At 32.3% G+C, this 11,311-nt stretch carries 15 protein-coding genes and 1 pseudogene; 14 read left to right on the top strand and 2 right to left on the bottom strand.

What is annotated here, in order from left to right; genetic code table 11:
* Window positions 1–4: 4 nt before the first annotated feature.
* Both N5D90_RS00250 and N5D90_RS00245 read right to left on the bottom strand, forming a co-directional pair.
* Window positions 5–1,813, bottom strand: coding sequence for a chloride channel protein (locus N5D90_RS00250; RefSeq protein WP_280061160.1), 1,809 nt, complete (start codon window positions 1,811–1,813; stop codon window positions 5–7).
* Window positions 1,814–2,445: 632 nt separating this feature from the next.
* Complete coding sequence (locus tag N5D90_RS00245; protein ID WP_280061159.1) at window positions 2,446–3,204, bottom strand: S24 family peptidase; 759 nt, start codon at window positions 3,202–3,204, stop codon at window positions 2,446–2,448.
* Between the two features lie 173 nt (window positions 3,205–3,377).
* Between N5D90_RS00245 and N5D90_RS00240 the strand changes: the two genes are divergently transcribed.
* The 14 genes and pseudogenes from N5D90_RS00240 (at window position 3,378) to N5D90_RS00175 (ending at window position 11,273) form a co-directional block, all read left to right on the top strand.
* Window positions 3,378–3,572 carry a hypothetical protein gene (locus tag N5D90_RS00240; RefSeq protein ID WP_280061158.1) on the top strand — a complete coding sequence of 65 codons (195 nt, stop codon included), beginning with the start codon at window positions 3,378–3,380 and terminating at the stop codon, window positions 3,570–3,572.
* Between the two features lie 71 nt (window positions 3,573–3,643).
* Window positions 3,644–3,716 (top strand): annotated as a pseudogene (locus tag N5D90_RS00235).
* A 16-nt stretch (window positions 3,717–3,732) separates the two neighbouring features.
* The gene (locus N5D90_RS00230; protein ID WP_280061157.1) at window positions 3,733–5,868 is read left to right on the top strand and encodes a hypothetical protein; all 2,136 of its coding nucleotides are present in this window, start codon (window positions 3,733–3,735) and stop codon (window positions 5,866–5,868) included.
* Window positions 5,869–5,870: 2 nt separating this feature from the next.
* A complete protein-coding gene (locus N5D90_RS00225) occupies window positions 5,871–6,797 on the top strand; it encodes an ATP-binding protein (protein ID WP_280061156.1) in 927 nt (308 codons plus the stop codon).
* Between the two features lies 1 nt (window position 6,798).
* Complete coding sequence (locus tag N5D90_RS00220; RefSeq protein ID WP_280061155.1) at window positions 6,799–7,449, top strand: ATP-binding protein; 651 nt, start codon at window positions 6,799–6,801, stop codon at window positions 7,447–7,449.
* A 12-nt stretch (window positions 7,450–7,461) separates the two neighbouring features.
* Window positions 7,462–7,809, top strand: a complete 348-nt coding sequence (locus N5D90_RS00215; RefSeq protein WP_280061154.1) for a hypothetical protein — start codon at window positions 7,462–7,464, stop codon at window positions 7,807–7,809.
* Entirely contained in the window at window positions 7,790–8,032 is a 243-nt protein-coding gene (locus tag N5D90_RS00210) for a hypothetical protein (protein ID WP_280061153.1), read from the top strand. Before N5D90_RS00215 ends, N5D90_RS00210 begins: the two co-directional genes overlap by 20 nt.
* Window positions 7,996–8,265 carry a hypothetical protein gene (locus tag N5D90_RS00205; protein ID WP_280061152.1) on the top strand — a complete coding sequence of 90 codons (270 nt, stop codon included), beginning with the start codon at window positions 7,996–7,998 and terminating at the stop codon, window positions 8,263–8,265. The genes N5D90_RS00210 and N5D90_RS00205 overlap by 37 nt, the downstream gene beginning before the upstream one ends.
* 3 nt (window positions 8,266–8,268) lie before the next feature.
* Entirely contained in the window at window positions 8,269–8,538 is a 270-nt protein-coding gene (locus tag N5D90_RS00200) for a hypothetical protein (RefSeq protein ID WP_280061151.1), read from the top strand.
* A gap of 3 nt (window positions 8,539–8,541) precedes the next feature.
* A complete protein-coding gene (locus N5D90_RS00195; protein WP_280061150.1) occupies window positions 8,542–9,225 on the top strand; it encodes a DUF3164 family protein in 684 nt (227 codons plus the stop codon).
* Window positions 9,226–9,317: 92 nt separating this feature from the next.
* Window positions 9,318–9,497, top strand: coding sequence for a hypothetical protein (locus tag N5D90_RS00190; protein WP_280061149.1), 180 nt, complete (start codon window positions 9,318–9,320; stop codon window positions 9,495–9,497).
* A gap of 227 nt (window positions 9,498–9,724) precedes the next feature.
* The gene (locus tag N5D90_RS00185) at window positions 9,725–10,120 is read left to right on the top strand and encodes a hypothetical protein (RefSeq protein WP_280061148.1); all 396 of its coding nucleotides are present in this window, start codon (window positions 9,725–9,727) and stop codon (window positions 10,118–10,120) included.
* Window positions 10,117–10,752, top strand: a complete 636-nt coding sequence (locus N5D90_RS00180; RefSeq protein ID WP_280061147.1) for a class I SAM-dependent methyltransferase — start codon at window positions 10,117–10,119, stop codon at window positions 10,750–10,752. Before N5D90_RS00185 ends, N5D90_RS00180 begins: the two co-directional genes overlap by 4 nt.
* 50 nt (window positions 10,753–10,802) lie before the next feature.
* Complete coding sequence (locus N5D90_RS00175; protein ID WP_280061146.1) at window positions 10,803–11,273, top strand: conserved phage C-terminal domain-containing protein; 471 nt, start codon at window positions 10,803–10,805, stop codon at window positions 11,271–11,273.
* The last annotated feature ends 38 nt before the right edge of the window (window positions 11,274–11,311 follow it).

Below are 11,311 nucleotides of genomic sequence, written 5' to 3'. Positions count from 1 at the left end.
ACAATTATTCAATTCTCAACTTATTCAAATTACTTCGATAACTTTCTAATAATAAACTTTCGGTTACATAACCTTCAAATTTACCTTTTTTAGTGAGTAAAATATAATCTATTTTTTTTGCTTCCATCATTTTCATCACGTTAGCTGCATTCGTAAAAATAGATGTCGAAGTTGCTTCTGTAATACATTCCAAGTAGCTTCTATCAATATTATCATTAAAAATAAATGATCGAATATTATCTAAAACTATAATTCCATGAATCGATTTATCTTCATTCAGAATTGGAATAAAGTCTTGTGTTGTAGTAGAAAAAATTTCTTTTATATCTTCAATTGAATTGTAAACTGTCAATGTTTTGATATTCTTGATATAAATCGAAAACAAATCAATTTTATTGAACAAATTTCGGTCTTTATCAGATGTAAAAACAATTCCTTTTTCTGCTATTGCGTATATATCCATCGAATATTTGTCGTATCGTTTTGAAATTGCAAAACTTATTGAAGAAACAATCATTAATGGAATAATCAATCCATAACCTCCCGTAATTTCGGCTATTAGGAAAATCGCTGTTAATGGGGCGTGAAACAATCCACTTAAAACAGCTGCCATTCCAACAACTGTAAAATTACCAACAGGAACTTCTTTGAAACCGATTAAATTAAAGAATTTTGCAACGACAAAGCCAAGATAAGACCCAACAAATAATGATGGCGCGAAGTTTCCTCCGTTTCCTCCACTTCCTAAAGTTAGACCTGTTGCAATAGATTTGATTAAAATTGTGACAAAAACAAATCCTAAAACTATCCATTGATTGGTTCTAAAACTCTCTAATAAAGAGTTATTTAAAATAAAACCCGCTTCATCATTTGCTAAATACTTTATACTCTCATAACCTTCACCAAATAAAGTTGGGAAAAAGAAAATCAATATCGCTAAACTTCCCGCTCCAACAATCGCTCGCCAATATACATTATCCGAATAATTTCCTATCAAATGTTCTACTTTACGAAATAATCTAGCATGATAAACTGAAACAAACCCCGCTAAAACACCCAAAATAACATAGAAAATAACATTATGATAATCAAATCCTAACGCATAACGAAAGGATAATAACATATTGCTTTTTAAAGTTAAATTAGCAATTAAAGCCCCTGTTGCAGAAGATAACAATAAAGGAATAAAAGCAGTAACACTCATATCCGCTAATACAATTTCTATCGCGAACAAAACACCTGCAATTGGCGCATTGAATGCAGTCGCAATCCCAGCTGCAACACCACAAGCTAATAAAAGTGTTCTTTCTTTGTATTTGAATCTGTAATATTGTGCATAATTAGAACCAAAAGCAGCACCAGTAATTGTAATTGGGGATTCTAAACCAGCCGAACCACCCATACCTACTGTTAAGGAACTCGTTAAAATCTGAGCATACATTTGTTTTTTAGGCATTATTCCAGATTTTTTAGCTACAGCAATCATAATTTGAGAAGTTCCCTTTTCTATCGAACCATCCAAAAATTTCTGCACTACAAAAACCGTCAACAAAATACCTATAATTGGCAATATACTATTGATGTAAGGCAGTTTGACTAAATTATTAATATAAATAGTAAATTGAAAAACATTGTGCGCAAAAGTTTTTAGCACAATCACTGCAAAAGCAGATGAAATAGCTACCAAAATACAAGATAAATACAAAAATTGTCGCTCTGATAAAACCAATTTTAATAGGTTCAACAAGTTTTGAAAAAAATTAAATGATTTTTTAATGTATTGAAAAAACTTTTGTTTTGTAGAAAGTCGCATACTTCAAAAATAGTGTACCTTTTGTTTATTGCCTAATTTAACTGCCACGAATTACACAAAAAGTAAACCAATAATACATAAAAGAATAAAATTTTTGAAAAAAAAAATAATTAATCATCTAATACCCCCATATATAACAAATGTCCATAAATAAAAAAACGATTTTTTGTCTGAAAGCCTTTGTACATGCAGTATAAAGGCTTTTTTTATGTTTGAATGATAAAAATTAGAAAAGTCCTATTGTACCTTATACTTCTCTTTTACTTCCTGTAGAACCAAAATAAAAGCCCAGATCTAAACAGATCTGGGCTTTATAGTTCTTATTTGTTCTTAATGTCTTATAAATAGTGAGTTTAATAACTTTTTAATAATAATCTAAAGGCCTTTTAAAACATGTTTATTCACTCAAATTAAATGTTTATAAAATGTCCAAAATAGCCCTTTTTTACATAATGCTTTGTCTAATGCTTTGTGTAATGCTTTGCCTTAATGATGTGAAAAAGTATATTAAGTAATACCCTTTAGATACGAATATTTACAATGAAATACATAAAATATATGTTTAACAATACCGATAAAACATATTAATTAGTTGCAAAACTAATGGAAACCTGCTTAAACAAAGGGATTGACTAGTTATGTATACGTATTGATGCTCTTACTAATGCAATAGCGGCTATTTGTTTTAATTCAATGTCCATAGGTGGGTGATGTTGATTTTGACTTACAAGTCGTAAATATTCTGGTCCCAATTCTGATTTCTGAACAAATTTGATCGTCTTATATGTACTAGTTTCATCAATTTTGATTGATAGTAGATAAATCTCTCCATAAAAAATACTATTAGGATCTAAAGCGATACGTTTATATGCAATTAGATCTCCAGCTTTCAAAAGTGGGTACATCGAATCTCCAGTCGCAGAGGTCGCACCGTCACAACTTGGTAAATTTGGAATAGAAATAAAATCAATTATTTTATCTTCATCAACTCCATTATCATTTATCATTGGTACTAATCCCATTGTTGCATCAAGATTGTATACAGGTACTTTTTGAGATTCATATAATTTGTCTTTCGTTTTTCGATAGATTTTAGCTGATTCTGCAACAACAGAAGCATCACTCATAAACATGTTTTTATTTTGAGATTTTAATTGTGGTAACTCTCCAATAGCTAGCCAATTAAAATTAACATCATTCCATCTTTCTACGATCGCTTGCAAAATATCTAATGTCACAACTGGATACTTGTCACTCCTATTATCTAGGTTAAATAAACGATTGATTCTTGGTTGACTAACATTTATTTCTTTACTAAACTGACTTCTATTGCCATCGCAAAACAAATCTATTAATTCTTGTACTCTTTGATTTTCAATTGGTAGGTCCATAAATAAAAACATGTTTTTAAAATAAATACAAAAATGTTTGTTTTAAATAGAAATATGTTTATATATTTGTAGAAACAAGTTTGTATTAGTAATTGTATTTGTAATTATAAGATACAAACATATAAATAATTGTTTAGAATAAAGTATTAAATGTTGTTAAAAACAAACATGTTATGAACGAAATATTATTACATCCTAGATTAAAACATCAGTTAGCTAAAGATTTCAAGACTACAAAACAAACTGTTGATATGAGTTTGAAATATTTTAACAACAGTGATATGGCTATAGGAATTAGATCTAAAGCACTTGAATTATTAGCAAAAGAAAGTAAAAAGCCCTTGAGTTATGTGGACGAAAGAAACTAATGATGCTTTGCAAATATTTTTTGAAAAATTATTAATCAGCATTAACGAAGAAATTTAGTAGTTAGGTTGGTTTCCTTGTAGCTCAGTGGTTAGAGCGGTCTTAATTCCTAGATGACGTCGCAGGTTCGATTCCTGTCAAGGAGCAAATTAATAAATGAGTATGGAAAAGAAAGAAGTACCATTTGAATATCACGAAGAGAAACTGGGTGTAAAAATTAAGTTTCTAATTAAAAGTGATAAAGTAGTTACCTCTCATTCGAAAAGCCTTGAATTAATAACATACAACGCTTTGTATTGTAGAATGAAAAGTAAAACATGCAGTGAGAAAGAACTGCGACGAGCCTCGCTCGGATTTGAAGCATTGGTAATTTACGATTCCCTCTGCGAAGACTGGCGAAGTAAGTTAGTCGAAAAATTTGGAAAGCCACCAGAACAGGTGCGACAGTCGTTCTTTGGAAAATATTATTTGAGAGATCAAGCCGCGTTAGATTTTTATTTAAGTCATCGATATGGTGATGATAATTCGAAACGATTAACGCCAGAGTTAATTGAGCGATATACAATTAATGCATCATTGTTGAATACACTTCTTGAAGTGAAATCAAACCGCAAGGCGTATGCAAAAGCTATCGGAGTTGTTGGACAGTTTGATATATGGGATTCTTTGAGTAGAGATGTTAATGCTTATCACGAAGTTGAACACGATCTACCAACCAATAAAGATGCATTGCGTCGTAAGGTTGGAAAGTATCAAAAAGAAGGTTATGCCAGTTTAATTTCTGGAAAGTTGATGACGCGAAATGCAGCAATTATCAAAGAGGATCATCAAGATGCCTTGTTAGAAGAATTATTGGCACAAGCAAATAATTTAAATAATGAACAAGTCGCGAGAAACTTCAATATAGTTGCGAATCAGTTGAAGTGGCGAAAAATAGATGCTTCAATTGTTGCTCGAAAACGCAAGGAAGTTGAATTGTTTACAAAATCATTGACACGTGGAGCAACAGAATTGATGCATACGAAGTTGATGCAGTTCAAGCGAAGTCGACCATCTGCACCAATGTTATTCTGGGTGCATGATGGTTGGGATGCAGAGTTATTGTACCAGAAAACTGAAATCAATAAAAAAGGTGATAAAGTGACAACTTATCATCATCGTGCAACAGTTGTTATGGTTATAGATCCTTACAATGATTACATCGTTGGCTATGCAATTGGCGAATCAGAAACACCAGATTTAATTCGAAAGGCTTATAAAAATGCAATCAATCATACACAAGAATTATTTGATTCGAGATTTCAACCTTATCAAATTCAATCCGATAATTATCAAATTAAGCATTTACAACCATTTTATGAATCGCTGTGTAAACACTTTACACCTGCTGCGGTTAAGAATTCGAAATCAAAAGTAATCGAGCCGTTTTTTGACAAATTTAATGAGAAGCATTTTCAAGAAAAAATGATACCTAACTGGTCTGGACACAACGTAACAGCGAGTAAAGAAAATCAACCAAATGGTGATTATTTATCAAAAATTCGCCATCAGTTCCCAGATTATGTGGGTGTGCAAAAACAGATCATTCAGGCTATTGAAAATGATCGCGCTGAGAAACGCTTGCAGTATGTTGAGAACTTCGCTAATGTGCAAGAAAAACACTTATTACCAATGAGTTTCAATAAGTATATGCATGTTTTTGGTGAAACAACTGGATATACCAATCGTATGGAAGGCGACGGATTAGAAATAAGCATTTTAGGTACAAAACACTGGTATGATTGCTTTGATATTAACTGGCGAAAATACATGCATTTGGATTGGTTAGTCAGATTTGATCGAGATGATTTGAGTAAAGTAGTTGTAACGAATGCAAAATCACGTAATGGGCGATTAGTAGAGGAAATCGGAGATGTTTCTTTTGTATTACAAGAAACATACATTCAACCAATGGCAATCGCGGATAAACAAGATGGAGACGGCGAACAACGTGCATTAATCCATGAGTATAACAAAGGAATTAAAACCGCAATTGTAGACAGAATGATTGAACGCAAATCAACGATTCAAGATCTATTCGACCATAACCCAGAATTAGAAATGTTACAAAAATTCTTAATTCCAGATAGTATGGGACAACATAAGGATCACAAGTCGGAAGAGCGTAAGAAGAATTGCCAAAAGAAGTTGCAACAATTCGAGCAACAGGATGAAAAACGCCAATTAAAAGATTGGCAAAAGGAACAAGAAGCGTATTTGAACGCGAAAGTTGATTTATCTAACTATTTAAATGATTAACAATGAAATTAACAGAACAACAAAAAAAATCTATATCAGAAGCGTTGAATTCTTATTTGCATCAGCATGAAATGTCAGCAAATGAATTCGTAAAAAGATCTGAAATCAATGAGCGTTACATCAGTGCTATTTTGAAAGGTCAAATTATAACAGGTAATGTCTTAATATCTGATAAATGGTATAAAATGATTGCCGAAAAGATAAACTTTTCATTGAAAAAAGAATATTGGGAGATTCGTCCAACCGCGCAAATGATACGCATGTTGGATACTCTACAAGAAGCGCGCGAGCATAGTGCTACTCATGTAATTATTGGTGAAACTGGTTGTGGTAAAACATTTACAAGTGAATTATTCAAAAATAAATTTCCAGTTGATACCTACAAAATTACTGTTGGATCACTTGATACAATTGGCGATTTATTAGACAAAACATTGGAAGCAATGAAATTATCTACGCCAAAAACCAAATCGAAGAAAATTACTGCGATTGCTGATTTCTTAAAGAAAAAGCAAATGATGGGCGAATATCCTACAGTGATTTACGATGAGTGCGAGTATATGAAGCAACCAGCTTTATGCTCGATGAAAGAATTGTACGACGGCTTAATTGGGTACTCAGCACTTGTATTAATTGGTACAGATCAATTGCTTGACAACTTGGAGCATCTGCGCAAAAAGAATCGTTCTGGTATTCCTCAATTTTATCGTCGAATCAAATTTGGGATTAGAGAATTAAACCCTATCGATCGCAGTTTTGAGCAGTTCATACAATCTATTGAAGATAAAGAATTGAAAGTTTGGTTAAAAAAGAATTGCGCGAATTATGGTGAGTTGCACGATGTATTGGTTCCTGCAATGCGTGAAGCTGAACGATTAGGTGAACCATTAACATTATCACTTGTTAGAAAAATCTTAGGCATACAATAAAATGAAATTAAAACGCGCCTTGACTGTACAAAATGTACAGGATTTTAAAACAATAAAAATCAAATTCAAAGGTCGGTTTTATGATGTGTTTGGACATCCTCAGAATAAAGGACGATGGATTGTTTTAGGAAACTCTGGGAGTGGAAAATCGTCCTTTATGATGCAGTTGGCTAAGGAGTTCGCAAGAGAGGAGAAAGTCATTTATAATTTTCTTGAAGAGGATTTAGATGATGACAATGTAAAAGATCGCTTGACATTATTTCAAATGCACGATGTAGCTAAAAACTTTAGCATGGTATCAGAACCAATAGATGTTTTTACAGAACGCTTAAAAATGCGTAACAGTGCACAAGTAGTCATCATCGATAGTGCAATGTATTTCTTTCGAGGATTCACCTTTGATAAGTATTTAGAATTTACTCGTCAGTTTCCTAAAAAGCTGTTTGTTTTTACAGCTCACGGAAAAGGAACACAGCCTAGAACTGAATTTGAAACAAGTATTTATTATGATGCCACTCAAAAGGTATTTGTTAATGGATTTTTAGCCACGAACAAAGGTCGGAAATATGGACCAAATAATAAGTTTTTCATCGTCTGGCAAAAAGGCTTTGAAGATCTACAAGGAAAAAATAAAGAATTCGAAACCGATTAAAAACACTCAACAATGGACAAGACAACGGTTAAAATCAAAATTATTGCAGCACTTGGAATGGATTCAAGGCAATACAGAAACTTTACACGCGCCCTATTTGAATTATGGGCAACAGTGATCGCACGGCAACAAAACTTATTGTTGGAAAGTATTACCACAAATGCCTCATTATGGCAATGGTATTTGAATGAGTTTGAAATTATAGAACAACGATTTTATAACGAAAATAATGCTTATGTAGACGCTTTACTTGATGCAGCAATCTTAAATGATGTACTGGTGTCAATGACTGAGGAAATCGAAGAATATTATCCAAGTGCATTAATCAAAATGTATTGCAATGAAACGGACGATTACTAAAGTAGAAATAGCCTCAATTATAGTGCAATTAACACAATGGTTAGAATTAGAAAGTCCATTTCACTATATGTATATCGTGATTCATAATGAACTGAATAATTACAAAGCTCAATTGGCACTAATGGAAGAGCAAAACGAAAACGAATGGGATAATCAAGTCCCTACAGAATACTATAAACAATTAGAATGGACAGACGATACAGCGAGGATGATATTTTGTTGATCCTAAACTACGATACACACGGAAAAGAGTGTTTGACATTGACAGAAAGATGTCAATTGCACCAAGTATCAAACGATTTGCATTTTAATCGTCCAAGTACAATATCAGATCATCTGAAAGGCTTAATCGCTTTAATCCTTACAGAAATTAGTCATAGAAATTATGTGTATGTCAATGCGCACTACACATTAGATAAAGAAAAGCAACAATTATTATTAATACAAACATTTTAAATCATGTCACAGGAACCAAAATCAATCCCAACAGAAAACTTAGAATCATTATTTTATTTATCAGTAAAAACGAATAAAAATGGTGAGTCACAATCTCAAGTACAATTACATGGAGAGAGCATTAAAATAATGTCAGATTTAGTATGTGTAATACTTTCAGAACCAGAAGTTGAACACTTCTTAAAAAATGCTATAAAAGCCGCTAAAGGATTTAAAAAACACGATCCATCGGCAGTGAGAAAATTAAGAAACCGAGCAAAAGAACAAAAATAAGCCATGACAGCAATAGACTACTCACAGATGAGTGAGGCGGATTTGAAAGCCGCATTGAAAGCCAAACAAGAACAACGAAACGTAGATCGCGAAGCGTATAAGAATCTAGTCGATGAAACCGTGCCAAGTTTGGTTGAGAAAATAAAAGATTTATCTCTTTTATTATCCGAAGTGAAAGCTGATATATATAGTGCTTTTGAAGATTTGTTGAAATTGAAATTTGACATCTATGATGTTAAAGAAGAGCAACAAAGTCACACATTTACAACATCGAAATCTAATCTTTCAGTTTCGATTGGTTATAATGTTAATGATGGATGGGACGATACTGTAAATAGTGGAATTGCAAAGATTAATGAATATATCAAATCTTTGGCGACGGAAGGAAATAAGGATACCATTACAATTATTAATCAATTGTTGAAACGTGATGATAAAGGACATTTAAAAAGTTCACGAGTATTAGAGTTAGCAGCCTTAGCAACTAAATTGCAAAATCCGATTTTTTCGGATGCCGTAGAAATTATAAAAAATGCTTACCGACCTGTACGTTCATCATTTTTTGTAAAAGCTTGGGAAATTGATAAAGCAGGAAATAAAGTGTATTTCCCTTTGAGTATTTCATCAGTTCCTTTCCCAGAAAATTTCGATTACTCATTTGTAATACCAACTGCCGATGAGCAATAATCAAATAATCTCACTTGTATTATACAGCGTCATTGTGGCGCTGTTAATCTACAAAACAATCAAAAATAGTAATAATCAAAACAACGATTAAAATGCCAATCACAATATCAAAATTAACAGATCAAGGATTCTTGGTAAATGGCAAAGCAGTTTATCAAAATTTGGACGGCGTTTGGAAACCCGAAACGAAGTTAGAATACTTCGAGCTACATGCTTTTAAACAGCATTTAAAAAGTGTTTATCCAAGTGGACAAAATGTAATTCAAAATTAATATCATTATGAAAAAGTCAAGTTTTTTAGTAGGTATAATCTATATTTTAGGATGGATTTATCTAATTATATCATGGATAGTTAATCTTGTAAAATTCATCAATTGTGATTTTTCATCACCTTACAAAGATGAAATAATTCATGGCTTAGGGATTTTTATAGCTCCTATATCTATGATTACATGCTGGTTTTAGTATGAAAACTAAACCACAATTAATCCAACACTTAATGACAATAGTGTCACAGAAGTACAGCGACCGCAATGCGCGGTTGACTGACTTCGGTAAAATACTCGGTTATAAAGTCATTTCAACTACAGATTTAACCGAAATAGAATTGAGCGAATTAATTCATTGCTACACAACAGGCGAATTGCCAAATCCATCTATTTATGCATACTTCGAGAAAGAAAATCCACAACACACCAAAGTTTTATCATTAGCCTTACAATTGGGTTGGCGTAGTGAATCCAACCCAAAATATGCTAATCTACACATCTTAGGTTGTTGGTTAAAAAGCTTTAGAAGTCCAGTAACCAAACCACTCAAAACAATGAAACCGCAAGAAGTTAGCAAAGTAATATTCGCATTAGAACAAATGGTAATTAAAAAATTTAGAAGATGAAAATATTAAACTTACATGCTGGTATTGGAGGTAATCGGAAAAAATGGAAAGGACACCAGGTTACAGCTATTGAAATAGATGTTGATACCGCTGAAATTTATAGAAATTTATATCCAGAAGATGAAGTAATTGTGTGTGATGCAATGTCTTTTTTATTAGAAAACTATAATAAATACGATTTTATTTGGTCAAGTCCGCCATGTCCTACACACAGCAGAATTAATACAACTATTGTATCTAGTGGTCAGCAAAAACCGCGTTTTGCTGATATGCAGCTATATCAGATTATAATTTTTTTATCACAATGGTATAAAGGCAAGTTTGTGGTTGAAAATGTAATTCCTTACTATGAAGTACTTATCCCGGCTAAAAAAATTGATCGACATCTATATTGGGCAAATTTTGCGATTGGAAGTTTTGATGTCACAAAAAAACCAAATCATGAAACTGCTACAGTTAAAGATTTAGAAGAGTTTTATAATGTCGATTTGTCAGAATTTAATCCAAAGGGTGTAAATACTAAATTAAAAATGCTCAGAAATATGGTTCATCCTGATATTGGAGAATACATTTTGAACTGTGCATTAGGAATTATCTATAAAGAAAATGTAAATCAATTAGAGATTTTTTAATATGCAAAAAGTAGAATTAAAAATGACAATTTTATAAAATTGCTATAATTATGACAAAAGAAAAGCAATTCATCAATAAAATAGCCAATTTAGAAGTTGGCTATTTACCAACAGTTGGCGAATTTGAACAATTGATTTTACAAGCTCGTCAATTGCAATCTAAGTCAAGTATTCATCCAGAGGCAACAGATGTTTTAGATTATTTAAACAAACTCGCAAAACGTCGATTTTCAGCACGTAGAAGTAATCTTATATACATCAATGCTCGTTTGCAGGAAGGCATCACCGCTCAACAATTAAAACAGGTGATAGAATTAAAAGTTTATCAATGGGCAAATGATTACACCATGAAAGCGCATCTTAACCCAGAAACCTTATTTCGACCGTCTAAGATTGAAAAGTATTTGCAAGAAGTAGAAGATATAGAGAAGAATCCACAAAAATTCAAACAGCATGTCGAACGAAATCACCAAGAAGAAAAGCGACAACGCGATCGTGACTTCAACCCATTGGCAGACTGATTTTTTTTCAAAAAGCATTGATGATATAAATGGACGAT

Origin of the sequence: Empedobacter sp. GD03797, from assembly GCF_029842105.1 — a bacterium.
GTDB lineage: Bacteria > Bacteroidota > Bacteroidia > Flavobacteriales > Weeksellaceae > Empedobacter > Empedobacter falsenii_C.
Note: the sequence above shows the minus strand (reverse complement) of the source record. Positions and strands in the feature narration are given on the sequence as shown.

Coding starts and splice junctions, on each gene's coding strand:
- N5D90_RS00215 (WP_280061154.1), top strand. CDS start 7,462: ATGGACAAGACAACGGTTAAAATCAAAATTATTGCAGCACTTGGAATG.
- N5D90_RS00225 (WP_280061156.1), top strand. CDS start 5,871: ATGAAATTAACAGAACAACAAAAAAAATCTATATCAGAAGCGTTGAAT.
- N5D90_RS00240 (WP_280061158.1), top strand. CDS start 3,378: ATGAACGAAATATTATTACATCCTAGATTAAAACATCAGTTAGCTAAA.
- N5D90_RS00200 (WP_280061151.1), top strand. CDS start 8,269: ATGTCACAGGAACCAAAATCAATCCCAACAGAAAACTTAGAATCATTA.
- N5D90_RS00220 (WP_280061155.1), top strand. CDS start 6,799: ATGAAATTAAAACGCGCCTTGACTGTACAAAATGTACAGGATTTTAAA.
- N5D90_RS00230 (WP_280061157.1), top strand. CDS start 3,733: ATGGAAAAGAAAGAAGTACCATTTGAATATCACGAAGAGAAACTGGGT.
- N5D90_RS00195 (WP_280061150.1), top strand. CDS start 8,542: ATGACAGCAATAGACTACTCACAGATGAGTGAGGCGGATTTGAAAGCC.
- N5D90_RS00175 (WP_280061146.1), top strand. CDS start 10,803: ATGACAAAAGAAAAGCAATTCATCAATAAAATAGCCAATTTAGAAGTT.
- N5D90_RS00185 (WP_280061148.1), top strand. CDS start 9,725: ATGACAATAGTGTCACAGAAGTACAGCGACCGCAATGCGCGGTTGACT.
- N5D90_RS00205 (WP_280061152.1), top strand. CDS start 7,996: ATGGACAGACGATACAGCGAGGATGATATTTTGTTGATCCTAAACTAC.
- N5D90_RS00210 (WP_280061153.1), top strand. CDS start 7,790: ATGAAACGGACGATTACTAAAGTAGAAATAGCCTCAATTATAGTGCAA.
- N5D90_RS00245 (WP_280061159.1), bottom strand. CDS start 3,204: ATGGACCTACCAATTGAAAATCAAAGAGTACAAGAATTAATAGATTTG.
- N5D90_RS00180 (WP_280061147.1), top strand. CDS start 10,117: ATGAAAATATTAAACTTACATGCTGGTATTGGAGGTAATCGGAAAAAA.
- N5D90_RS00190 (WP_280061149.1), top strand. CDS start 9,318: ATGCCAATCACAATATCAAAATTAACAGATCAAGGATTCTTGGTAAAT.
- N5D90_RS00250 (WP_280061160.1), bottom strand. CDS start 1,813: ATGCGACTTTCTACAAAACAAAAGTTTTTTCAATACATTAAAAAATCA.